General features: G+C 70.3%; 22 protein-coding genes and 1 pseudogene. 4 read left to right on the forward strand and 19 right to left on the reverse strand.

The window, feature by feature from the left end; translation table 11 throughout:
* Positions 1–63: 63 nt before the first annotated feature.
* The 13 genes from FVS66_RS03985 to uvrC all read right to left on the reverse strand — a co-directional run bounded on the left by FVS66_RS03985 (position 64) and on the right by uvrC (position 14,125).
* Entirely contained in the window at positions 64–912 is an 849-nt protein-coding gene (locus FVS66_RS03985) for a poly-gamma-glutamate hydrolase family protein (protein WP_149179569.1), read from the reverse strand.
* A gap of 57 nt (positions 913–969) precedes the next feature.
* Positions 970–2,571: a PH domain-containing protein gene (locus FVS66_RS03990; protein WP_149179570.1), complete on the reverse strand. Its 1,602-nt coding sequence runs from the start codon at positions 2,569–2,571 to the stop codon at positions 970–972.
* A complete protein-coding gene (locus FVS66_RS03995; RefSeq protein ID WP_149179571.1) occupies positions 2,568–3,068 on the reverse strand; it encodes a PH domain-containing protein in 501 nt (166 codons plus the stop codon). Before FVS66_RS03995 ends, FVS66_RS03990 begins: the two co-directional genes overlap by 4 nt.
* Positions 3,069–3,072: 4 nt before the next feature.
* Positions 3,073–4,725: a glucose-6-phosphate isomerase gene (pgi, locus tag FVS66_RS04000; protein WP_149179572.1), complete on the reverse strand. Its 1,653-nt coding sequence runs from the start codon at positions 4,723–4,725 to the stop codon at positions 3,073–3,075.
* 205 nt (positions 4,726–4,930) lie between these two features.
* Entirely contained in the window at positions 4,931–5,266 is a 336-nt protein-coding gene (locus tag FVS66_RS04005) for an RNA polymerase-binding protein RbpA (protein ID WP_003957010.1), read from the reverse strand.
* A gap of 122 nt (positions 5,267–5,388) precedes the next feature.
* A complete protein-coding gene (gene secG, locus FVS66_RS04010) occupies positions 5,389–5,619 on the reverse strand; it encodes a preprotein translocase subunit SecG (RefSeq protein WP_187645376.1) in 231 nt (76 codons plus the stop codon).
* Between the two features lie 119 nt (positions 5,620–5,738).
* Positions 5,739–6,515, reverse strand: coding sequence for a triose-phosphate isomerase (tpiA, locus tag FVS66_RS04015; protein ID WP_149179574.1), 777 nt, complete (start codon positions 6,513–6,515; stop codon positions 5,739–5,741).
* Positions 6,516–6,520: 5 nt separating this feature from the next.
* Complete coding sequence (locus FVS66_RS04020) at positions 6,521–7,732, reverse strand: phosphoglycerate kinase (RefSeq protein ID WP_149179575.1); 1,212 nt, start codon at positions 7,730–7,732, stop codon at positions 6,521–6,523.
* 105 nt (positions 7,733–7,837) lie between these two features.
* On the reverse strand, positions 7,838–8,842 hold the full coding sequence (gene gap / locus FVS66_RS04025; RefSeq protein ID WP_149179576.1) for a type I glyceraldehyde-3-phosphate dehydrogenase: 1,005 nt from the start codon (positions 8,840–8,842) through the stop codon (positions 7,838–7,840).
* 235 nt (positions 8,843–9,077) lie between these two features.
* Positions 9,078–10,067, reverse strand: a complete 990-nt coding sequence (whiA, locus tag FVS66_RS04030; protein WP_064073084.1) for a DNA-binding protein WhiA — start codon at positions 10,065–10,067, stop codon at positions 9,078–9,080.
* Positions 10,058–11,083, reverse strand: coding sequence for a uridine diphosphate-N-acetylglucosamine-binding protein YvcK (gene yvcK / locus FVS66_RS04035; RefSeq protein ID WP_187645373.1), 1,026 nt, complete (start codon positions 11,081–11,083; stop codon positions 10,058–10,060). Before yvcK ends, whiA begins: the two co-directional genes overlap by 10 nt.
* Complete coding sequence (gene rapZ, locus FVS66_RS04040) at positions 11,080–12,054, reverse strand: RNase adapter RapZ (protein WP_149179577.1); 975 nt, start codon at positions 12,052–12,054, stop codon at positions 11,080–11,082. The genes yvcK and rapZ overlap by 4 nt, the downstream gene beginning before the upstream one ends.
* Positions 12,047–14,125 (reverse strand): excinuclease ABC subunit UvrC, encoded by a 2,079-nt coding sequence (uvrC, locus tag FVS66_RS04045; protein WP_149179578.1) that lies wholly within the window; start codon positions 14,123–14,125, stop codon positions 12,047–12,049. The genes rapZ and uvrC overlap by 8 nt, the downstream gene beginning before the upstream one ends.
* A 106-nt stretch (positions 14,126–14,231) precedes the next feature.
* Between uvrC and FVS66_RS36730 the strand changes: the two genes are divergently transcribed.
* Together FVS66_RS36730 and FVS66_RS04050 are read left to right on the forward strand one after the other, a co-directional pair.
* Positions 14,232–14,375, forward strand: coding sequence for a hypothetical protein (locus FVS66_RS36730; protein WP_187645374.1), 144 nt, complete (start codon positions 14,232–14,234; stop codon positions 14,373–14,375).
* Between the two features lie 294 nt (positions 14,376–14,669).
* Positions 14,670–15,065, forward strand: a complete 396-nt coding sequence (locus tag FVS66_RS04050; protein ID WP_187645375.1) for a tyrosine-protein phosphatase — start codon at positions 14,670–14,672, stop codon at positions 15,063–15,065.
* Between the two features lie 5 nt (positions 15,066–15,070).
* Here FVS66_RS04050 and FVS66_RS04055 read toward each other — a convergent pair whose 3' ends face one another.
* The 6 genes and pseudogenes from FVS66_RS04055 to uvrA all read right to left on the reverse strand — a co-directional run bounded on the left by FVS66_RS04055 (position 15,071) and on the right by uvrA (position 20,908).
* Complete coding sequence (locus FVS66_RS04055) at positions 15,071–16,051, reverse strand: NAD(P)-dependent alcohol dehydrogenase (protein ID WP_149179580.1); 981 nt, start codon at positions 16,049–16,051, stop codon at positions 15,071–15,073.
* Between the two features lie 20 nt (positions 16,052–16,071).
* Complete coding sequence (locus tag FVS66_RS04060) at positions 16,072–16,353, reverse strand: hypothetical protein (protein ID WP_149179581.1); 282 nt, start codon at positions 16,351–16,353, stop codon at positions 16,072–16,074.
* Positions 16,353–16,664, reverse strand: coding sequence for a winged helix-turn-helix domain-containing protein (locus tag FVS66_RS04065; RefSeq protein ID WP_262386802.1), 312 nt, complete (start codon positions 16,662–16,664; stop codon positions 16,353–16,355). The genes FVS66_RS04060 and FVS66_RS04065 overlap by 1 nt, the downstream gene beginning before the upstream one ends.
* A gap of 389 nt (positions 16,665–17,053) precedes the next feature.
* A pseudogene (locus FVS66_RS35680) lies at positions 17,054–17,259 on the reverse strand (PP2C family protein-serine/threonine phosphatase); the annotation flags it as partial.
* A 138-nt stretch (positions 17,260–17,397) separates the two neighbouring features.
* Positions 17,398–17,826 carry a Rieske (2Fe-2S) protein gene (locus FVS66_RS04075; RefSeq protein ID WP_149179583.1) on the reverse strand — a complete coding sequence of 143 codons (429 nt, stop codon included), beginning with the start codon at positions 17,824–17,826 and terminating at the stop codon, positions 17,398–17,400.
* A 157-nt stretch (positions 17,827–17,983) separates the two neighbouring features.
* The gene (uvrA, locus tag FVS66_RS04080) at positions 17,984–20,908 is read right to left on the reverse strand and encodes an excinuclease ABC subunit UvrA (protein ID WP_149179584.1); all 2,925 of its coding nucleotides are present in this window, start codon (positions 20,906–20,908) and stop codon (positions 17,984–17,986) included.
* Between the two features lie 195 nt (positions 20,909–21,103).
* Here uvrA and FVS66_RS04085 point away from each other — a divergent pair, with 195 nt between their 5' ends.
* A complete protein-coding gene (locus FVS66_RS04085) occupies positions 21,104–21,793 on the forward strand; it encodes a maleylpyruvate isomerase family mycothiol-dependent enzyme (protein WP_149179585.1) in 690 nt (229 codons plus the stop codon).
* A 9-nt stretch (positions 21,794–21,802) separates the two neighbouring features.
* Positions 21,803–22,459: an MBL fold metallo-hydrolase gene (locus FVS66_RS04090; protein WP_149179586.1), complete on the forward strand. Its 657-nt coding sequence runs from the start codon at positions 21,803–21,805 to the stop codon at positions 22,457–22,459.
* Positions 22,460–22,555: the final 96 nt, after the last annotated feature.

A 22,555-nucleotide genomic window follows, 5' to 3' on the forward strand; every position in this document is an offset into this window, starting at 1 on the left:
CCCGGTCCGCGGTGGTGCGCGGACCGGGCCTCCGTCGTCCGCCGGTGGGCCGGGGCCCGGGCGTCAGAGGATGACCTGCTCCGGGTCCTGGTGCAGGGCGGCGATCGCGGTACGGCAGGCGCGGACGAAGTCCCAGTACTTGTCCGTCGTACTGCCGGCGCGCCCGGCTCGGGTGTTGACGGAGAACATCGCGGCACGCAGGTCGGTGGTGAGCTCCAGCTGGCCGCCCTCGCCGAGCATGGTGCGGTTGCAGGGGTTGTCGGTGTTGATGCCGGCGAGGTTGCGGACCTCGGGGTCGTTGCCGTCCCGCCAGGCGATGTTCACCTTGTCGAACTCGGCCTTGAGGAGGGTCTTGAACCGCTCGTTGAGCCCGCCGACGACCACGGCCTGCGGGTTCGCGGTGCCCGCCTGAGCGGCGGTGCAGCCGTGCAGGCTGAGCACGTTGAGGCTGGAGAGGGCCATGGAGATGGCCACGTGGTCGTCGTTGTTCTTGGCGGTGACGTGCAGTTCGCGGTTGTTGGAGCTGCGCAGGCCCTCGAACATCCAGTAGTCGTGCGCGCCGAGGCCGTCGTCGGCGGGCTGGAGGGTGGCGGGGTGGTAGCCGGCTATGCCGAGGCAGAGCTCGGAGGTACCCATCTCGATGCCGCCGCCGTGCATCGCCATGACCGTGGTGCGGTTGTAGGGGTATCTGTCACTCAGGCTGTGGTCGGCGTACGCGTGCCGCTTGTACCGGCGGGCGAAGTCCACGCCCTCCTGCCCGGCCAGCTTTGTGTAGAGGTCGGTGTTCGAGGTGTAGATGTCGAACTCACCGGTGGCGTGGGCCGGTGACGCGGTCAGCGTGCCCAGGACAGGGCCGCTGACGGCGGCGGTGGCGAGTGCGGTGAGGACGGTGCGTCGGCTGGTGAACGTCATGCGCCTCATGATCACCAAGTCCGGCCGGATGAGACCATTCCGGCAATGTGGCGTGCGTCACTCGGGCCGTTCGAGGAACGGCTCCAGGAGTCCCGGGACAGCGGTGGCCGCGAAGCGCAGGCCCTCGCTCTCGTCGGCGTCGTACACGTCGTACGCGCCGTCGCCGGCCGCCGTGGTCGCGGTGAGCGTGAGCAGTCCGGCGCGGCGCTGGAAGTACGACTGCTTCACCGTCCAGCCGATGACGCCGCCGCGCTGGAGGGCGACGGTGGTGCGGCGTACGGTCCCGGAGCGCGCCACGAGGTAACCGCCCCCGATGCCGTGGCCGAGGTTCCGGTACGCGTCGACGGCGAGGGCCACCGCGGCCGGCAGCAGCACCAGGGCACAGGCCACAGCCGCGTACAGCAGGGTGGAGACGTCCAGCACGGCACCGAGCACCGCCGGCACCGGTACGGGGAGCAGGGCGGCGGCCAGTGACCAGCGGAGGCGCCGGGTGCGGGCCGCCCGGGGATGTGCCGTGAGCCGGGCACCCGTCGGGGACTCGGGCTCGCGCAGGACGCGCGCGGCGACGCCGTCCGCGACCGCGCGGGGCACGGCGGGCAGCAGCGACTTGTGTCCGGAGCCCTTGTCGTCGTCCTCCTTGACGAGGCCGGTGGCGATGGCGTCTATCCGTGCGGCGCGGAACAGCCGGACGCCGAGCGGCTCCACGAGCTCGACGCCGCGCAGCCGCCGCTCCTCGATGGACAGCGAGCGCGCGGTGAGCAGCCCGCGCCGGACCCGGAGAGTGCCGCCCGGTTCACGCTCCAGCCGGTAGTTCCACCACATCTCGACCCACAGCGCGAGCGCGCCGACGACTCCTGCGAGCAGCGCCGCGGCGCCCAGTGTGAGGACGACCCAGACGAGCGGGGTCGCCCGGAAGAGGTCGGCCATCCAGTCGAGGACCTCGCTCTGGACCCCGAACCATTCGCTGACCTGCATCACAGCGCCCACCGCCGCACCGCCGAGCAGCGGGGCGACGAACGAGACGGGCGCGTACCGGATCCAGGCGGGGTCCAGGACGGCGATCTCACCGTCCTGCTCAGGGGCGGCGCCCGGTTCGGGTGCGCGGCGCAGCAGCTCCCGGCGGAGCCGCTCGCCCTCGGCTCGGGTCACCGGGTCGAGCTCCAGCGTGGACTCGCCGCCGCCGGTGTGCTCGCCGGTGCCGATGCGGACCTTGACGAGGCCCAGTATCCGCAACAGCACGTTCGCCGTCAGGTCGACGCTGCGGATCCGCTCCCGGGCGAGTGAGCGCCGCTTGACGAGCAGCAGCCCGGTGCGCAGCTCGGCCCGTTCGGCGCCGATCCGATACCGCGTCCTGCGCCACCGTACGTAGTCGATCCCCGTGCCGCCCAGCACCAGGACGACCGCGCCGACGGCCACCAGCAGCAGTGCACGCCACACGGCCATCCCCCTGGACAGGGCGAGGAACGCGGGCACGGCGCCACCGGCGGCGACCCCGCACAAGACAAGCGCCGTGACGAGCAGCGTCCGCCTGTCCAGCCGCCGCCACTCCACGCCCGCGGCGAGGCGGCCCCCGGCACCGGAGCCGCCCTGGGCGCCGGAGCCGCTCACCGCGTCGAGGCCGCTCGTGGCGGTGTCCCGCGGGGCCGCCGCGTCGCTCATGTCGCGTCCCCGGGTGTGTCCCGGGTTATCCGGGTCAGCCGCTCGGCCAGGTCGGCGGCCAGCTGGTGGTCGAGCCCCGCGATGGTGACCGCGCCCTTGGCGGACGCCGTGGTCACCGTGACCGTGGCCAGCCGGAACGCCTGCTCCAGCGGGCCCCGTACCGTGTCGACGGTCTGGATGCGGGACATGGGGGCGATCCGCCACTCCTGCCAGAAGAAGCCGGTCCTGACGTACACGGCGTCCTCGGTGACCTCCCAGCGATGGACCTTGAACCACCAGCGGGGGAAGAACGCGGTGCAGGCGAGCCCGGCCGCCGCCGCGGCGGCGGCGGTGGCCAGCAGCCACACCCTCGCGGGCTCCACGAGGCCACCCAGGACGACCAGGGCGACCACGGGCACGGCCGTCGCCACCAGCCACTGCGCGCGCCACCAGGCGATGGCCCGCTCGTCCAGTGTGTTCCTGGGCGGCCTCAGCCGCACCGCGCTCTCCCCCGCCATCAGCTCACTCCGCCCGCTGTGCCCGGTACGCGTCGGCCAGGGCCGCCGTGGAGCTGTCGAGGTCCTCGCCGCCCACGCCCTGGGTCAGAACGGGCTCGATGCGCTTGGCGAGGACCTTGCCGAGCTCGACGCCCCACTGGTCGAACGAGTCGATGTTCCAGACGGCGCCCTGGACGAAGACCTTGTGCTCGTACAGGGCGATCAGCTGGCCCAGCACGGACGGGGTCAGCTCGTCCGCGAGGATCGTGGTCGTCGGGTGGTTGCCGTGGAACGTCTTGTGCGGCACCAGCTCCTCGGCGACTCCCTCGGCCCGTACCTCGGCGGCGGTCTTGCCGAAGGCCAGGGCCTGCGTCTGGGCGAAGAAGTTCGCCATCAGCAGGTCGTGCTGGGCGACGAGCCCGGGCCGCAGATCGTCGACCGGCTTGACGAAGCCGATGAAGTCGGCCGGGATGACCTTCGTGCCCTGGTGGATGAGCTGGAAGTAGGCGTGCTGCCCGTTCGTCCCGGGAGTGCCCCACACCACCGGGCCGGTCTGCCAGTCGACGGGGTTGCCGTCGCGGTCCACGGACTTGCCGTTCGACTCCATGTCGAGCTGCTGGAGATACGCCGTGAACTTGGACAGGTAGTGCGAGTACGGAAGCACCGCGTGCGACTGGGCGTCGAAGAACGCGCCGTACCAGACGCCCAGCAGTCCGAGGAGCAGCGGGGCGTTCTCCTCCGGCGGGGCGGTGCGGAAGTGCTCGTCCATCAGCCGGAAGCCGTCGAGCATCTCGCGGAACCGGTCCGGGCCGATGGCGACCATCAGGGACAGGCCGATGGCGGAGTCGTACGAGTAGCGGCCGCCGACCCAGTCCCAGAACTCGAACATGTTGGCCGTGTCGATGCCGAAGTCCTCGACCTTCCCGGCGTTCGTCGACAGGGCCACGAAGTGCTTGGCGACGGCCTCCTGGCCGGCCTTGAGCTCACCGAGCAGCCACTCGCGGGCGGAGGTGGCGTTGGTGATGGTCTCGATCGTGGTGAACGTCTTGGACGCGATGATGAAGAGGGTCTCCTCCGCGTCCAGGTCGTGGATCGCCTCGTGCAGATCGGCGCCGTCGACATTCGAGACGAAACGGAACGTCAGATCGCGGCGGGTGTAGGAGCGCAGTGCCTCGTACGCCATCGCCGGGCCGAGGTCGGAGCCGCCGATGCCGATGTTGACGACGTTCTTGATGGGCTTCCCGGTGTGGCCGGTCCACTCACCGGAGCGGATCCGCTCCGAGAACGCGGCCATTCTGTCGAGGACGGCGTGCACGCCGGGCACCACGTTCTCGCCGTCGACCTCGATGACGGCGTCGCGCGAGGCGCGCAGCGCTGTGTGGAGGACGGCTCGCTTCTCGGTGGTGTTGATCTTCTCGCCGCGGAACATGGCGTCCCGCAGCTGCGCGACCCCGGTGGCTGCGGCCAGCTCGCGCAGCAGCGTCAACGTCTCGTCGGTGACGAGTTGCTTGGAGTAGTCCAGATACAGATCGCCGACGCGCAGGGTGTAGCCGGTGCCGCGCGCCGGGTCGGCGGCGAACAGCTCGCGCAGATGCGTCCGGCCCAGCTGCTCACGGTGCTTGCCCAGGGCGGCCCACTCCGGCGTCCGGTTGAGCCTCGTACGGCCTTGTGCGTTCACTGATAGCCCACTTCTTCTCGTACCTGCCTGCTTGCCCCGCTGCCCCTCCAACTTAATTGATCTGGGGGCCCCTCATGGACTTGTCCACAGGGGACTTGTCCACGACCGGCTTGTCCACAACCGGCGTGTCCACGGACGCGAAAGGGCCCTGCTCGCGGAAACCCGGTGGATTTCGCGGGCAGGGCCCGTGCTGTGGTGTGCCAAGTCAGATCTCGCCGCGCAGTTTGGCGAGCGCCTCGGCCAGGATCGCCTCGCCGTCCGCGTCGCTGCGCCGCTCCCTGACGTACGCGAGGTGCGTCTTGTACGGCTCGGTGCGCGGCGGGTCCGGCGGGTTGTCCCGGTCCTGGCCTGCCGGGAAGCCGCACCGGGGGCAGTCCCAGGTGTCCGGGACCTGCGCGTCACTGGCGAAGCTCGGCTGTGTCTCGTGCCCGTTGGAGCACCAGAAGGAGATGCGGAGCCGGGGTGCGGACTCGCCGCGCTCGGCCTCCCCCATCGGCCCCGCTCCGACCCGGCTTCCCCGGATCGCGTTGCCACTTGCCACGGTCGTCACTCCCTGCGTGATGGTGCTCGAGGATGCCCCAGTCTACGTAAGGCCCAACGCGCGTCCAGTGACGGGAGTTACCCCTCTCACCGGACACGGGACGCGGGACGAGGAAGGCCGGCTCAGCCGTCCAGCTTGATCAGCAGACCCACGACGACGATGCTGGCGACCCAGAGCAGCGCCACCACGATGGTGATGCGGTCGAGGTTACGCTCGGCGACCGAGGAACCACCGACGGAGGACTGCATACCGCCACCGAACATGTCGGAGAGACCGCCGCCCTTCCCCTTGTGCATCAGCACCAGCAGCATCAGCAGCAGGCTGAACACGATCAGGGCGATCGAGAACCCCATAATCACGGCTGGACCCTACTTCCTGGCAATTCTCTCGGACTGGATGGACGACGGGGGCCCAGGCTCACAAAAAGCCCCGGGCCCCCGCAAGGGTACGACGATTCCGCCCTACCGCATACTCACTGGTCGCGGAAGCGGACGATCTTGACGAACTCCTCCACGTCCAGCGAGGCGCCGCCGACCAGGGCGCCGTCGACATCCGGTTTCGCCATGATCGCCGCGATGTTGCCGCCCTTGACGGAGCCGCCGTACTGGATGCGGACCTTGTCGGCCAGCTCCTGCGAGTACAGCTCGGCGAGGCGGCCGCGGATGGCACCGCAGACCTCCTGGGCGTCCTCGGGGGTGGCGACCTCGCCGGTGCCGATGGCCCACACCGGCTCGTAGGCGATCACGATCGACTCGGCCTGCTCGGCGGGGATGCTCTTCAGGGCCCCGTCGAGCTGCGCGAGGGTGTACGCGACCTGGTCGCCGGCCTTGCGGACGTCCAGGCCCTCGCCGACGCAGAGGATCGGGGTCAGGCCGTGCTTGTACGCGGCCTTCACCTTCTCGTTGCAGGTGGTGTCGGTCTCGCCGTGGTACTGGCGGCGCTCGGAGTGGCCCACGGCGACGTAGGTGCACTTCAGCTTGGCCAGCATGGCGCCGGAGATCTCGCCGGTGTACGCGCCGGAGTCGTGGACCGAGAGGTCCTGGGCGCCGTACTTGATCTTCAGCTTGTCGCCGTCGACCAGGGTCTGCACGGAGCGCAGGTCGGTGAACGGCGTCAGGACGGCGACCTCGACGGCGTCGTAGTCCTTGTCGGTGAGGGCGAAGGCGAGCTTCTGGACGTGTGCGATGGCCTCGAGGTGGTTGAGGTTCATCTTCCAGTTGCCCGCCATCAGCGGGGTACGTGCGGTCACGGTGTTCAGTCCTCCAGTGCGGCGAGGCCGGGAAGCGTCTTGCCTTCGAGATACTCGAGGCTCGCGCCGCCGCCGGTCGAGATGTGGCCGAATGCGTTCTCGTCGAAGCCCAGGATGCGGACGGCCGCGGCGGAGTCGCCGCCGCCGACCACGGTGAAGGCCGGGGAGTCGACGAGCGCCTGGGCTACGGCCTTGGTGCCCTCGGCGTAGTCGGGGTGCTCGAAGACGCCCATGGGGCCGTTCCAGAAGACGGTGGCGGCGTCGGCGAGCTTCGCGGCGTAGAGCTCGCGGGTCCTCGGGCCGATGTCCAGGCCCTCCTGGTCGGCCGGGATGGCCTCCGCGCCGACCGTGGCGGGGTTGGCCGGGGCCTTGGTCTTCAGGTCCGGGAACTCGGACGAGACCAGGACGTCGACGGGGAGTACGAACTCCACGCCGCGCTTCTCGGCACGGGCCAGGTACTCCAGGCAGGCCGGGATCTGGTCCTCCTGGAGCAGGGACATGCCGACCTCGTGACCCTTGGCCTTGAGGAAGGTGTACGCCATGCCGCCGCCGATCAGGATGCGGTCGGCCTTCTCCAGCAGGTGGTCGATGACGCCCAGCTTGTCGGAGACCTTGGCGCCGCCGAGGACGACCACGTACGGCCGCCGGACATCGTCGGTGAGCTTCTTCAGGACGCCGACCTCGCCGGCGATGAGGTAGCCGGCGTAGGCGGGCATCCTGCGCGGCAGCTCGTACACGGAGGCGTGCGTGCGATGGACGGCGCCGAAGCCGTCGGCGACGTACACATCCGCGAGAGCTTCCAGGCGGGCGGCCAGCTCGGCGCGGGCGGCGGGGTCCTTGGACGTCTCACCGGGCTGGAAGCGCAGGTTCTCGATGACCGCGACCTCGCCGGGTCCCAGACCGTTGACGGCGTCGTGGGCCTCGCTGCCGATGGTGTCGGCGGCGAACGCCACGGACGTGCCGAGCAGCTCGGCGAGGCGCGCGGCGACCGGGCGGAGGGAGAGCGCCAGGTCCCCGTCACTCTTGGGCCGACCGAGGTGCGAGGCCACGACGACCTTGGCGCCGGCCGCGGTGAGGGCCTTGATCGTGGGCAGGACGGCGCGGATGCGGCCGTCGTCGGTGATGGTGGTGCCGTCCAGCGGCACATTGAGGTCGGCGCGTACGAATACCCGCTTGCCGTCGACCCCTTGGGCGAGAAGTTCGTCGATCGTCTTCATCTCGTACTGACTCCTTGGAGAAACCGGCGCAAGCGACAGGGCTCGCACAGCGCGGCGTTGCGCTGCCCGAGCCCTGTGCTCACATCGAAGTGCCTGCCGTGATGCTTAGAGCTGACCGCCGACGAAGACGGTGAGGTCGACGAGGCGGTTGGAGTAACCCCACTCGTTGTCGTACCAGCCGACGACCTTGACCTGCTTGCCCTGGACCATGGTCAGGGAGGAGTCGAAGGTGCAGGAGGCCGGCCAGTTCACGATGTCGGAGGAGACGATCGGGTCCTCGGTGTACTCGAGGACGCCCTTGAGCTGACCCTCGGCGGCCTTCTGGAAGGCGGTGTTGATCTCGTCCTTGGTGACCTCGCGGTCCAGCTCCAGAACCAGGTCGGTGACCGAGCCGGTCGGGACCGGGACGCGCATGGCGATACCGTCGAGCTTGCCCTTGAGCTGCGGGAGGACCAGGGCGGTGGCCTTGGCGGCACCGGTCGAGGTCGGGATGATGTTCTCCGCGGCGGCGCGGGCGCGGCGCAGGTCCTTGTGCGGGAAGTCCAGGATGCGCTGGTCGTTGGTGTAGGCGTGGACCGTGGTCATCATGCCCTTGACGATGCCGAAGTTCTCGTCGAGGACCTTGGCCATCGGCGCCACGCAGTTGGTGGTGCAGGAGGCGTTCGAGATGACGTGGTGGTTGGCCGCGTCGTACTTGTCCTGGTTGACGCCCATCACGATGGTGATGTCCTCGTCGGTGGCCGGAGCCGAGATGAGGACCTTCTTCGCGCCGCCGGCGATGTGCTTGGCGGCGTCGGCCTTCTTCGTGAAGATGCCGGTCGACTCGATGACGATGTCGACGCCCAGCTCACCCCACGGGATGTCGGCCGGGTTGCGCTCGGAGAGCACCTTGATGGTGTGGCCGTCGACGGTGATGGTGTCGGCGGTGTGGCTGACCTCGGCCTTGAGGCGACCCAGAATGGTGTCGTACTTCAGCAGGTGAGCGGTGGTCGCGGTGTCACCCAGGTCGTTGACAGCCACGATCTCGATGTCTGCACCCTGCTCCAGCAGCGCGCGGAAGTAGTTACGACCGATGCGGCCAAAGCCGTTGATGCCTACGCGGATCGTCACGAACCGATCTCCTCGTTAGGTACGCCGGGTTTCGACGCCGGCGAGCTGTATGGGATGTCCCCGACCGCTTACGACCCTACCTCTCCCGGGCCGCCGGAGTGACATCGAGCGCACCCGTACGACTCCGACCTCGCAACCTACTACCGGGTAGCCCGTATACGAATCGCGTACGGACACGACAACCCCCGCCGTGCGCACGGCTGTCGGGCGCGGCGGGGGCATCAGGGGCGTGCGGTCAGCCGACGAGACCGTCCGCCATTTCCTCCGTCAGGTTCGATTCCGTACCCGGAATGCCCAGGTCCTGAGCGCGCTTGTCGGCCATGGCGAGCAGGCGCCGGATACGGCCGGCGACCGCGTCCTTGGTCAGCGGCGGGTCGGCGAGAGCGCCGAGCTCCTCCAGCGACGCCTGCTTGTGCTCCATGCGCAGCCGGCCGGCCGCGGCCAGGTGCTCGGGCACCTCCTCGCCGAGGATCTCCAGTGCGCGCTGCACTCGGGCCCCGGCGGCGACGGCGGCGCGGGCCGAGCGGCGCAGATTGGCGTCGTCGAAGTTGGCCAGCCGGTTGGCCGTGGCGCGGACCTCGCGGCGCATCCGCCGCTCCTCCCAGGCCAGCACCGACTCATGGGCGCCGAGCCGGGTCAGCAGAGCGCCGATCGCGTCACCGTCACGGACGACGACCCGGTCCACGCCCCGCACCTCGCGGGCCTTCGCGGCGATGGAGAGCCGGCGGGCGGCGCCGACCAGCGCGAGCGCGGCCTCCGGGCCGGGGCAGGTGACCTCCAGCGACGAGGAGCGGCCGGGCTCGGTGAGCGAGCCGTGCGCCAGGAAGGCACCGCGCCAGGCGGCCTCGGCGTCACATGTCGCGCCGGACACGACCTGTGGGGGCAGGCCCCGGATGGGGCGGCCCCGGCCGTCGACGAGCCCCGTCTGACGGGCCAGCTGGTCGCCGCCCGCCACCACGCGCACCACGAACCGGGAGCCGCGGCGCAACCCGCCCGGGGCCATCACGATCAGCTCCGAGCCGTGGCCGAAGATCTCCGCGATGTCCCGCTTCAGGCGGCGCGCCGCCATCGCCGTGTCGAGCTCCGCCTCGATCACGATCCGGCCGCTCACCAGGTGCAGGCCGCCGGCGAACCGGAGGATCGACGAGACCTCGGCCTTTCTGCAGCAGGTGCGGGTGACGGGGAGCCGGGAGATCTCGTCCTTCACCGCTGCCGTCATCGCCATGGGCCGATCCTTCCATGCATCCGAAAAATACGGTCGTACGCGGCGGCCAGCAGCTCCGGGTCATGCTTGGGCAGGCCGTCCTTCCTGGCCACGGGGGCCAGCTCGACCGCCGCACCGAGCCGTTTGCCGGCGTCGACGAGCGACTCGCGGTCGGGCACGGCGGCCTCGTCGGCCAGCACCACGTCCAGGGCGAGTTTAGGGGCGTGTCGGGCCAAAACCTCCAAATGACGCTGCGGAGAGAATCCGGCGGTTTCGCCCGGCTGCGGCGCGAGGTTCAGCGAGAGGACCCTGCGGGCCTTGGTCTCGACGAGGGCGTCCAGCAGCTCGGGCACCAGAAGGTGCGGGATCACGGAGGAGAACCAGGAGCCGGGGCCGAGCACCACCCAGTCGGCGTCCAGCACGGCGGCGACCGCCTCGGGGACCACCGGCGGGTCGTTCGGCACCAGGTGGACGGACTGCACCTCCCCCGGCGTGAGCGCCACGGTCGCCTGGCCGCACACGGTGTCCACCGCGTCGGGCCGTTCCGGGTCGTGGCCCTTGACCAGGGCCTGGAGCTCCAGGGGTACGGCCGACATGGGCAGCACCCGGCCGTGCGCGCCGAGCAGCCTGCCGACCAGGTCCAGCGCCTGGACGTGGTCGCCGAGCTGCTCCCAGAGCGCGACGATCAGCAGATTGCCGACGGCGTGCTCGTGCAGATCGCCCTTGGACTGGAAGCGGTGCTGGATGACCCGGGCCCAGGTCTGGCCCCAGTCGTCGTCGCCGCACAGCGCCGCGAGCGCCTTGCGCAGGTCGCCGGGGGGCAGCACGCCGAGCTCCTCGCGGAGCCGACCGCTGGAGCCGCCGTCGTCGGCGACGGTGACCACGGCGGTCAGGTCACCGGTGATACGGCGCAGCGCGGCCAGCGAGGCAGACAGGCCCATGCCGCCGCCGAGGGCGACGACCTTCGGCTGTGCGCCGCGTCTGCGCAGCGTACGAGCGGAGAGGGTGCTCGTACGCCGCCGGTACGGGCGCTTCACTCGCGCCCCATGTCCCGGTGCACGACGACGGTCTCGACCCCTTCCGAGGCGAGCCGGGCGGCGAGCTTCTCGGACATGGCGACGGAGCGGTGCTTGCCGCCGGTGCAGCCGACCGCGACGGTGACGTACCGCTTGCCCTCGCGGCGGTAGCCGTTGGCGATCAGCTGGAGAAGCTCGGTGTAGCGGTCGAGGAACTCCTTGGCGCCCGGCTGGTTGAAGACGTAACCGGACACCTCCTCGTTGAGACCGGTGAAGGGCCGCAGCTCGGGCACCCAGTGCGGGTTCGGCAGGAAGCGGCAGTCGACGACGAGGTCGGCGTCGACGGGCAGCCCGTACTTGTAGCCGAACGACATGACCGTGGCCCGCAGCTCGGGCTCCTCGTCGCCGGCGAACCGGGCGTCCATCTTGGCGCGCAGCTCGTGCACGTTCAGGCTGGAGGTGTCGATGACCAGGTCGGCGTCGCCGCGCAGCTCGCGCAGCAGGTCGCGCTCGGCCGCGATGCCGTCGACGATCCGGCCGTCGCCCTGGAGCGGGTGCGGGCGGCGCACCGACTCGAAGCGGCGGACGAGCGCGTCGTCGGACGACTCCAGGAAGACGATCCGGCGGGTGACCTGCTTGGCGTCCAGGTCGGCGAGGGACTCGCGGAGGTTGTCGAAGAACCGGCGGCCGCGGACGTCGACGACGACGGCGATCCGCGCCACATTGCCCTGCGAGCGGGCACCGAGCTCCACCATCGTGGGGATCAGGGCCGGCGGCAGATTGTCGACGACGAACCAGCCGAGGTCCTCCAGGCACTTCGCGGCGGTGCTGCGGCCGGCCCCGGACATGCCGGAGATGATCACCAGTTCGGGGATGGCCGCATCGGCGGCCTGCCCGGGCTCGAGTGTCGTGCCCGTACTCACGTCTGCTGCTCCGTCTTCTCGGTCTTCGCGGTCTTCTGGGTCTTCGCCGTGCGCGGTGTGGTCATTCATGTCCGGATCCCCGTCCATGCGTGGTCCCCCCGTCGTCGTCTTCAATGATCTCTCCTGTCGCCGTGTTCACGGCGGGAGCGGCCGGGGCGGCCTGGGCGAGGGCCACGGCGACGGCCTCGGCGGTCTTGCGGCCGAAGCCCGGGACCTCGCAGATCTGCTCGATTGTCGCCTGCCGGAGCCGTTTCACCGAACCGAAATGCTTGATCAACGCCCGTTTGCGCGCGTCGCCGAGGCCGTGGACGGTGTCCAGAGGGCTGGTCCTGAGGCGCTTCTTGCGCTTGCTGCGCTGGTAGCGGATGGCGAAGTCGTGAGCCGTGTCACGGACCCGCTGGAGGAGGTAGAGGCCCTCGCTGGTGCGGGGCAGGACGACGGGGTCGTCCTCGCCGGGCAGCCAGACCTCCTCCAGGCGCTTGGCCAGGCCGCACACGGCGACGTCGTCGATGCCGAGCTCGTCCAGGGCGCGGCGGGCGGCGGCCACCTGGGGCTGTCCGCCGTCGACGACGACGAGCTGGGGCGGGTAGGCGAACTTCTTGGGTCGTCCGTTCTCCTCGGCCGGACCGGCGTCGGAGAGGTCCGGGTCGGCGGCGGTGTCCGCGGCAAGGGCCGGGTCCACGTGGGTGGCGGTGTCCGTGGCGGTACGGCCGTTCCCGCCGACCCACTCCCCCGTCCGCTCCTTCTCGGCGAGGTAGCGCCGGAAGCGGCGGCCGATCACCTCGTGCATGGAGCGGACGTCGTCCTGCCCTTCGAAGCCCTTGATCTGGAAGCGGCGGTACTCGCTCTTGCGGGGCAGACCGTCCTCGAAGACGACCATCGAGGCGACGACGTCCTCGCCGTGGAGGTGGGAGATGTCGAAGCACTCGATGCGCAGCGGGGCCGTGTCGAGGCCGAGGGCGTCGGCGATCTCCTCCAGGGCACGGGAGCGGGTGGTGAGGTCGCTGGCGCGCTTGGTCTTGTGCAGCACGAGAGCCTGCTGGGCGTTGCGCCCGACGGTCTCCATCAGGTCCTTCTTGTCGCCTCGCTGCGGGACGCGCAGGGACACCTGGGAGCCGCGGCGGTCGCTGAGCCACTGGGTGACGGCGTCGAGGTCCTCGGGGAGCGCCGGGACGAGGACCTCCTTGGGGACGGCGTCGCCGCTCTCCTCGCCGTACAGCTGCTGGAGGGCGTGCTCGACGAGCCCGGCGGTGTCGACGGCCTCGACCTTGTCGGTGACCCAGCCGCGCTGGCCGCGGACCCGGCCGCCGCGGACGTGGAAGATCTGGACGGCGGCTTCCAGCTCGTCATCGGCGACGGCGATCAGGTCGGCGTCGGTGGCGTCGGCGAGGACGACGGCGCTCTTCTCCATGGCCCGCCGGAGGGCCGCTATGTCGTCGCGGAGGCGGGCGGCCCGCTCGTACTCCATGTCCTCGGCGGCCACCGTCATGTCCTTCTCCAGGCGGCGGAGGTACGTGCCGGTGCGGCCGGCCATGAAGTCGCAGAACTCCTCGGCCAGTTCGTGGTGCTCCTCGGGGCCGATGCGGCCCACGCAGGGCGCCGAGCACTTGCCGATGTAGCCGAGGAGGCAGGGGCGGCCGGTGCGGGCCGCGTTCTTGAACACCCCGGAGGTGCAGGTGCGTACGGGGAAGACGCGCAGGAGCAGGTCGACGGTCTCGCGGATGGCCCACGCGTGCGCGTACGGCCCGAAGTAGCGCACGCCCTTCTGCTTGTGGCCCCGCATGACCTGAACGCGCGGGAACTCCTCGTTGAGCGTGACGGCGAGGTACGGATAGCTCTTGTCGTCGCGGTACTTGACGTTGAAGCGGGGGTCGTACTCCTTGATCCAGGAGTACTCCAGCTGGAGCGCCTCCACCTCGGTGGAGACGACCGTCCACTCGACGGAGGCGGCCGTGGTCACCATCGTCCGGGTGCGCGGGTGCAGGCCCGCCAGGTCCTGGAAGTAGTTGGCGAGCCGCTGGCGCAGGGACTTGGCCTTTCCGACGTAGATCACCCGGCGGTGCTCGTCGCGGAACCTGTAGACCCCCGGCGAGTCGGGGATCTGTCCCGGCTTGGGGCGGTAGCTGGAGGGGTCTGCCATACCTCACACCCTACTGGCGGCCACCGACAGCCCGGGGGCGCGCGGCCGGCCTCGGGCGGGAGGCCGGGGGCCGCGGGCCGGGGCCGCCGCCGGCAGGGCCGTACAGATGGCAGGGGCGGTCACCGGACCGGAGAGCCCGGCTTCGGCAGGCCGGGCGGCCGACGTGGCGCGGCCGGACTGGTCGGTGTCGCGCGTACGGTCGGTGCCGCCCGTACTGCTGGTCCTGCCCGTACCGTCGGCGCGGTCGTAGCCGCCCGCCTTGCCCGCGCCGGCGTATTCCGAGCCGGACAGCTTGTCGCCGTAGGCGGCCGTCGCCCGGTCCGGTACGCGGCGAGGGTCATGGCGGTGCCGTCGGGGAGTCGGCGTGCGCCCTGCTCGGCGTACCGGATCTCGTCGTCGCCGGTGGCGGTGTTCACCACCCGCCGGCCGCCGCCCTGCCAGGCGGTCCACACCGGGCGATGCGCGAACTCAGCCGCCGGGCGTTTCCCCAGCCCGACGTCGTTCTGGACGATGCGCCGGCCCCGATCGCCGGGTTCTGGAACGTGTGCGGCAACGGTCCGGGCGGGACCGCGCCGGGCCGGTCACCCTGCTGCTTCTCTCCCTCGCCGGGGCCTCCCCGGCTGACCTCGCCGCCGACCACCCGCTGAGCAACGACCGCCTCAACTCCCGCTTCTTCACCACGCTCGGCCTTCCCGACCACCGCCAGGAGGTCACCGACTACCCGGCGGGGAAGGGCACCACCGCCGAGCGGGCGCTGCAGGCCGGGTGGTGTCAGAAGCCCACCGGAAGACCAGGCAGGGATTGCGACAGCCACCAGTGCCGGGACGCGGCTCCACGCCCGCGCGCAAGAGGTGTCCGGCGACCGGTTTCAGCCGTTCGCGCCGCGGCGCCGCCCGCACACCGCGCCACGAGTTCCGGCCAACAGCCACGGGCGGCCTGAGGCCTTCAGGCGGTGATGACGACCTTTCCCCGGGCGTGTCCTGTCTCGAGGTATCTGATGGCCTCAGGAAGCTCGCTCAACGGATACGTCCGGTCGATGACCGGCGTGACCTTTCCGGATTCGAGCAGTTCGCGGAGCGCCTCCAGGTCGTCCTTCGTCGGGCGCGCCATGAAGAAGACCAGCCGCTGCCGCACGAACAGCGACAGCACGAGCGCGTGCATGATGCGGCCCAGAGGGCCGAGCCAGCGGCCACCCTCGCCGCTGATGAGGACGAGGGACCCCTGGGGGGTGAGGGCACGCCTGCACGCGGACAGCGGATGATTACCCACATTGTCGAGGACGAGGTCGTACCGCTTCCCGCCCGTGGTGAAGTCCTCCTTGGTGTAGTCGATGACGTGGTCGGCGCCGATGGACCGCACCATCTCGACGTTCCTGGTGCTGCACACGCCGGTCACTTCAGCACCCAGTGCCTTGGCGATCTGCACCGCGAACGTCCCCACACCGCCTGCCGCCCCGTTCACCAGGACCTTGTGCGCGGGTTGCAGCCGCCCATGGTGGCGAAGAGCCTGGTAGGCGGTGACTGCCGCCACCGGAACGGAGGCAGCCTGCGCGAAGGTCAGGCTGTCCGGCTTCCTCAGCACTCCGGCGTCGTGTCGAATCGTGACGTACTCGGCAAACGTACCGGCGCGTTCGAGGTCCTGACAGCCGAAAACCTCGTCTCCCACCTGAAACGTGGTGACGTTCCTCCCCACCGCCTCGACATGCCCTGCCAGATCGAGGCCCAGCCCGCCGGCCTTGGGCCGCGACAGCCCTCCCTGGGCCCGCATGACATACGGCATGCCTCTCATGGAATGCCAGTCCGCCGGGTTGACCGAAGTCGCCCGGACACGCACCAGCACCTCGTCGTCGCCGACGACGGGCATGTCGAGGTCCTGAAGCTTGAGGACCTCGGGCGAACCGTAGGTGTGAAACCGGATCCCTTGCATGGAGCCGCCTCTCGTCCCACTCATTCGACGCTGCGCAGTATCTGTTCGATCGACGACGTCCGCGCGCGCAGCTCCGCGAGATCGCCGGCTGTGCGCTGCTGGGTGTCGAGGGTCTTCTCGGCGAGCTGCTCGAAACGGTTTATGAGCTGACGCAGGGCGTCCGCCTGAACAGCCCGCTGCTTCTCCTTGCGGGTTTCGAACATGCCGACGATGACCATGGCGACCAGGAAGGCCGCCACGATCACCACGACGAGGAGGAAGATCGCCGACGGCCAGCTCATTTCCCCTCCAAAGGGGTCCATCAGGTTTGCTCCTTGAGTCCGGGACCCTTCTCGGAGTCCGGCCTGGTGAGGGTCTTGGCCGCCTCGGCCAACGCCGACGCGGTCAGATGCAGGCTGAAGTCGGTGACGTCGTAGTACTTCATGGCCTTGCCGTCCTCGGACAGCTCCAGGTGGCCGACGACCAGCCCCGCGGCTTCCAGCCGCCGCAAGTGCATGTGCAGGAGCGGACGACTCACACCGATCTCGCGGGCCAGATGGCTCACGTAGTCACGGCGGTCGGCCAACGTCGCGACAATGCGCAGCCGTATCGGGTTGGCCAGAGCCGCCAGCATCTCGACCAGGTCGTCTCCGCTCGGCCCGCTTGCCGTCACAGCGCCTCTACATGTGTAAGTTTTGTCTGACACGTGTAACCGTAGCATGCCGCCAACGGCTCGACAACGGAGATCGCACGGGAGGCGAGAGGGGCACGGAGGACCTCGACGCGCCCTTGCGCACGTTCGCGTGACGGGTGAATGAGGACTTCGCGCGAAACGTGCGGGTCGTCACCGACCCCGACGGCCGACCGCTGTGAATCTCGCCGGCCCTGCCCGGCCATTGGGACAGGTCGGCGGTCGGTGTCCCGCTCAACCGTAGGCAGCGTGATGGTTCACCCGCGGAGCCAAGCCGGCAGGCGCTGTGGAGTCGGTCGCCATGCGCTCGTCGGCATGGATCGGGGAGCCGACTTGGAGAGCACCCGGCGGATCTCTTCGGTCGGCACGACGGTGGACAGGCCGTCGGAGCAGAACAGGTATCGGTCTCCCTGCTGGGCGTCGTGCAGGCACATGCCGGGTGTGGCGTCGGCCCCTTGCCCCAGGGCGCGTATCAGCAGGGACCACTGGGGGTGGGAGGCGGCTTCTTCCGGCCGAGGCGTCCTTCGTCGCGAGCGGAAGTCGTTGCGCTGTGATGACCACGCCCGCCCCACCTGCCGCCCCGCCCGCGTCGGCGTGATGTCGTGCGCACCCCGGCTTCAAGGCCGGGGTGACGAGCCCGTGCTACCGGGACTGCGAACAGTCCCGGTAGCGCGGATCAGGCCTGGGGGCCCGCGATGAGCTTGCCGTCCTTGACGGTGACGGGGACCTCGGGCAGCGGGACGGTCGCCGGGCCCTTGAGCGCCTTGCCGGTGCTGACGTCGAAACGGCTGCCGTGGCAGGGGCAGTTGCCCTCGTTCTCCTCGATCTTGTCGAGGACGCAGCCCGCGTGGGTGCACTGGGCGCTGAACGCCTTGTACTGACCCTGGGCGGGGCAGTGCACGAGGACGCGCTGCTCGCGGTAGAGCCTCGCCCCGCCGACGGGCACCTCGTCCGCCGCGCCCAGGTCGACGGGCGCGGTGGGCGTCGGGGTCCGGGCGTGGCCCAGCTTGGACTCGGTGGAGCAGGCGGCAGCGCCGACCCCGGCCGCCCCGGCGAGTGCGGCACCTTTCAGCACGGTGCGACGGGTGGCGGACTGGCCGGGCATGGGGGCTCCATGGGTACGCAGGACGGTCGGGTACGGACCTGACGATACCGACGCGTATCGCCGGGCCGTCCGGCGGGCTCCCCCGGGCGGCCGGGCAGGCCGCCTCCGGGCGGCGGCCCCGTCATGGTGGGCACAACGGGGCCGGCGCCCGGGCAGATCAGCGGGCGCGGGTGCGGGAGGTGGTCTTCCGCGCGGGGCGCTTGCCCGCCGCCTTCACCGGGGTCGCGTCGCTGATGCGGTTCACATCCAGGATGTCGCGGAGGAATTTGCCGGTGTGGCTGGCGGGGACACCCGCGACCGCTTCCGGTGTGCCCTCGGCGATGACCAGTCCGCCGCCGCTGCCGCCTTCGGGGCCCATGTCGACGAGCCAGTCGGCGGTCTTGATCACGTCCAGGTTGTGCTCGATGACGATCACCGTGTTGCCCTTGTCCACCAGGTTGGACAGCACGTTGATCAGCTTCGAGATGTCCTCGAAGTGGAGGCCCGTGGTCGGCTCGTCCAGCACGTAGACCGTACGGCCCGTGGAGCGCTTCTGGAGCTCGCTGGCGAGCTTCACGCGCTGGGCCTCACCACCGGACAGCGTGGGCGCGGACTGGCCCAGTCGTACGTACCCGAGGCCAACCTCGTTGAGCGTCTTCAGGTGGCGGGAGATCGTCGGGACGGCCTCGAAGAAGTGCAGGGCCTCCTCGATGGGCATGTCCAGCACCTCGGCGATGGACTTGCCCTTGTAGTGGACCTCCAGGGTCTCCCGGTTGTAGCGCGCGCCGTGGCAGACCTCGCACGGCACGTACACGTCCGGCAGGAAGTTCATCTCGATCTTGATCGTGCCGTCGCCGGAGCAGTTCTCGCAGCGGCCGCCCTTGACGTTGAAGGAGAACCGGCCCGGCAGATAGCCGCGGACCTTCGCCTCCATCGTCTCGGCGAACAGCTTGCGGACATGGTCGAAGACGCCGGTGTACGTGGCCGGGTTGGACCGCGGGGTGCGGCCGATCGGCGACTGGTCGACGTGGACGACCTTGTCGACGAGGTCGTCGCCGTCCACGCGCGTGTGCCGGCCGGGGACGGACTTGGCGCCGTTCAGCTCGCGCGCCAGGTGGGTGTACAGAATGTCGTTGACCAGCGTCGACTTGCCGGACCCGGAGACTCCGGTGACCGCCGTGAGCACACCGAGCGGGAACGACACGTCGATGTCGCGCAGGTTGTTCTCGCGGGCGCCGTGGACGGTCAGCCGACGGGCGGGGTCGACGGGGCGGCGGACGTCCGGCACGGGGATGGACCTCTTCCCGGCCAGGTACTGCCCGGTCATCGACTCCTTGTTGGACAGCAGCTGCTTCAGCGGCCCGGAGTGGACGACCTTGCCGCCGTGCTCACCGGCGCCGGGGCCGATGTCGACGACCCAGTCGGCGACCTTGATGGTGTCCTCGTCGTGCTCGACGACGATGAGCGTGTTACCCATGTCCCGGAGCCGGACAAGGGTCTCGATGAGCCGGTGGTTGTCGCGCTGATGGAGGCCGATGGACGGCTCGTCCAGCACATAGAGCACGCCCACCAGACCGGAGCCGATCTGCGTGGCGAGCCGGATGCGCTGGGCTTCGCCGCCGGAGAGCGTGCCGGCCGCGCGGTTCAGCGACAGATAGTCCAGGCCGACGTCGACCAGGAACCTCAGCCGTTCGTTGACCTCCTTCAGCACGCGCTCGGCGATCTTCTTGTCGCGGGCGCTGAGCCTGAGGCGGCCGAGGAAGTCGGCGCACTCGCTGATGGACATGGCGGAGACGTCCGCGATGGACTTCTCCATGACCGTCACCGCCAGCACGATCGGCTTGAGGCGCGTGCCCTCGCAGGTCGGGCAGGGCACCTCGCGCATGTAGCCCTCGAAGCGCTCGCGGCTGGAGTCGCTCTCCGCCTCGCTGTGCCGGCGCTTCACGAAGGAGACGGCGCCCTCGAAGGCGGGGGTGGTGTACGCCCGCTCCCTGCCGTACCGGTTCCGGTAGCGGACCTCGACCTGTGTCTTGTGGCCGTGCAGCAGGGCCTTCCTGGCACGCTGGGGCAGCCCGGCCCACGGGATGTCCGTTCGGAACCCGAGGGCGTCGGCCAGGCCGCCGATCAGGCGGCCGAAGTACTCCTTGGTGTGGCCGTGCGACCAGGGGTGGATGGCGCCCTCGTCGAGGGAGCGCTCCTCGTCGGGGACGACCAGCTCCGGGTCGACCTCCATGCGCGTGCCGATGCCGGTGCAGTCGGGGCAGGCGCCGAACGGGGAGTTGAAGGAGAACGAGCGGGGCTCGAGCTCCTCGAAGGACAGGTCGTCGTACGGGCAGTACAGGTGCTCCGAGTACATCCGCTCGCGCTCGGGGTCGTCCTCGGGGAGGTCGACGAAGTCGAGCACGACCATGCCGCCGGACAGGCCGAGCGCGGTCTCGACGGAGTCGGTGAGCCGGCGCTTGGCGCTGTCCTTCACCGTCAGACGGTCGACGACCACCTCGATGGTGTGCTTCTCCTGCTTCTTCAGCGTGGGCGGCTCGGTCAGCTGGACGGTCTTCCCGTCCACCCGGGCGCGGCTGTAGCCCTTGGTCTGGAGGTCGGAGAAGAGGTCGACGAACTCGCCCTTGCGCTCGCGCACCAGCGGCGACAGGACCTGGAAGCGGCTGCCCTCGGGCAGCTCCAGGACCTTGTCGACGATGGCCTGCGGCGACTGGCGGGAGATCGGCCGGCGGCACTCCGGACAGTGCGGCTTGCCGATGCGCGCGAAGAGCAGCCGCAGATAGTCGTAGACCTCGGTGATCGTGCCGACCGTGGACCGCGGGTTGCGCGAGGTCGACTTCTGGTCGATCGAGACGGCCGGGGAGAGGCCCTCGATGAAGTCGACGTCGGGCTTGTCCATCTGGCCGAGGAACTGCCGGGCGTACGAGGAGAGGGACTCGACGTAGCGGCGCTGCCCCTCCGCGAAGATCGTGTCGAACGCGAGGGACGACTTGCCCGACCCTGAGAGCCCGGTGAAGACGATGAGGGAGTCGCGTGGCAGATCGAGCGAGACGTTCTTCAGATTGTGCTCGCGCGCGCCACGGACGATGAGACGGTCGGCCACGCCGGGTCCGCACCTTTCTTGAGAGAAGCGGGGGCACAGCCCCCGTCCCAGACTGCTCCAGCCTATGGGGGCCGCCAGATGGATGAATGTCTGGCTTTCAAGGATGCCTCCACCGAGCGTATAGCACGCGTATTCGATTTTGGTCCGCACTCCGCCACCTTCACCCGATCGAGTGGCGGCGCTAGGGTCAGCAGCATGATCGACCACGCGCATGACATGGCCTCCGTACGCGAGGCGACCGACCGCCTGCTCACCGCGGCCACCGCACTCGACGACGCGGCCGTCGCGGCCCCGTCCCGGCTGCCCGGCTGGACCCGCGGCCACGTCCTGGCCCACCTCGCCCGCAACGCGGACGCCCTGGTGAACGTCCTCCAGGGTCGCCCCATGTACGTCAGCGGCGAGGCCCGGAACGCCGACATCGAGCGCGACGCCCCGCGCGCCCTGGCACTCCACCTCGCCGACCTGCGGGAGACCGCCGCCCGGTTCCGGGCCGAGGGCGAGGCCCCGGCCGACTGGGACCGCACCGTGGAACTCCGCAACGGCGTCACCGACCAGGCCGCCCGCGTGCCCTTCCGCCGCCTCGTCGAGGTCGAGCTGCACCACGTGGACCTGGGCATCGGCTACGAGCTGGAGGACCTCCCGAAGGAGTTCACCGAGCGCGAGATCGACTTCCTGACGGAACGGTTCGCGGGCCACGAGAACGTCCCGGCGACCACGGTGACCGCCGAGGACGGCCGTATGTGGACCACGGGCGGCGGCGCGGCCGGCGGCCCCGTCGAGGTCAGGGGCTCCGCCGCCGACCTGCTCGGCTGGCTCGCGGGCCGCCGCGACGGCTCGGCCCTGACGGTCTCCGGCGGCCCCCTCCCGGCGCTGCCCCCGCTATAGGCTTGCCCCATGACGTACAGCGGAGCGGTGAAGGTCGGCGGACCCGCGGACGTGCACGAGTTGGCGGATCTGATCATCTCGAAGGTCGCCGTCGGACCGATGGACAACAACGCGTATCTGCTGCGCTGCCGGGCCACCGGAGAGCAGCTGCTGATCGACGCGGCCGCCGACCCGGGGACGCTGCTCCAGCTGATCGGTGACGACGGCATCGCGTCCGTCGTCACCACCCACCGGCACGGCGACCACTGGGGCGCCCTGCGCGAGGTGGTCGACGCCACGGGAGCGCTCACGTACGCCGGGCGTTACGACGCCGAGGGCATCCCGGTGCCGACCGGCGTACCCGTCGAGGACGGCGACACGATCACCGTCGGACGGGTCGCGCTGACCGTGCGCCATCTGGTGGGCCACACGCCCGGCTCGATCGTCCTGGTCTACGACGACCCGCACGGCCACCCGCACCTGTTCACGGGCGACTGCCTCTTCCCGGGCGGGGTCGGCAACACCTGGGGTGACACCGAGGCGTTCCGCAGTCTGATCGACGGCGTCCAGGCCAAGCTCTTCGACCGGCTCCCCGACGAGACCTGGGTCTACCCCGGCCACGGCGCCGACACCACGCTCGGCGCGGAGCGCCCGCATCTGGAGGAGTGGCGTACGCGCGGCTGGTGACGCGCGCGGTGCCGCCCCCTGTGCGTCCGTGCGCCCCGTAACCGGGGCCCGCGCCGGGTAGTTGGCGCGACATGCGCCAGAGTCACCGTCCGCCCT

Source organism: Streptomyces sp. TRM49041 (assembly GCF_008271805.1).
In the GTDB taxonomy this organism is placed as follows: domain Bacteria; phylum Actinomycetota; class Actinomycetes; order Streptomycetales; family Streptomycetaceae; genus Streptomyces.

Coding starts and splice junctions, on each gene's coding strand:
- FVS66_RS03985 (WP_149179569.1), bottom strand. CDS start 912: ATGACGTTCACCAGCCGACGCACCGTCCTCACCGCACTCGCCACCGCC.
- FVS66_RS03990 (WP_149179570.1), bottom strand. CDS start 2,571: ATGAGCGACGCGGCGGCCCCGCGGGACACCGCCACGAGCGGCCTCGAC.
- FVS66_RS03995 (WP_149179571.1), bottom strand. CDS start 3,068: ATGGCGGGGGAGAGCGCGGTGCGGCTGAGGCCGCCCAGGAACACACTG.
- secG (WP_187645376.1), bottom strand. CDS start 5,619: ATGGGGTTCTCGATCGCCCTGATCGTGTTCAGCCTGCTGCTGATGCTG.
- FVS66_RS04020 (WP_149179575.1), bottom strand. CDS start 7,732: ATGAAGACGATCGACGAACTTCTCGCCCAAGGGGTCGACGGCAAGCGG.
- whiA (WP_064073084.1), bottom strand. CDS start 10,067: ATGGCGATGACGGCAGCGGTGAAGGACGAGATCTCCCGGCTCCCCGTC.
- rapZ (WP_149179577.1), bottom strand. CDS start 12,054: ATGAATGACCACACCGCGCACGGCGAAGACCCAGAAGACCGCGAAGAC.
- uvrC (WP_149179578.1), bottom strand. CDS start 14,125: ATGGCAGACCCCTCCAGCTACCGCCCCAAGCCGGGACAGATCCCCGAC.
- FVS66_RS36730 (WP_187645374.1), top strand. CDS start 14,232: ATGGCAGGGGCGGTCACCGGACCGGAGAGCCCGGCTTCGGCAGGCCGG.
- FVS66_RS04055 (WP_149179580.1), bottom strand. CDS start 16,051: ATGCAAGGGATCCGGTTTCACACCTACGGTTCGCCCGAGGTCCTCAAG.
- FVS66_RS04060 (WP_149179581.1), bottom strand. CDS start 16,353: ATGGACCCCTTTGGAGGGGAAATGAGCTGGCCGTCGGCGATCTTCCTC.
- FVS66_RS04065 (WP_262386802.1), bottom strand. CDS start 16,664: ATGCTGGCGGCTCTGGCCAACCCGATACGGCTGCGCATTGTCGCGACG.
- FVS66_RS04075 (WP_149179583.1), bottom strand. CDS start 17,826: ATGCCCGGCCAGTCCGCCACCCGTCGCACCGTGCTGAAAGGTGCCGCA.
- FVS66_RS04085 (WP_149179585.1), top strand. CDS start 21,104: ATGATCGACCACGCGCATGACATGGCCTCCGTACGCGAGGCGACCGAC.
- FVS66_RS04090 (WP_149179586.1), top strand. CDS start 21,803: ATGACGTACAGCGGAGCGGTGAAGGTCGGCGGACCCGCGGACGTGCAC.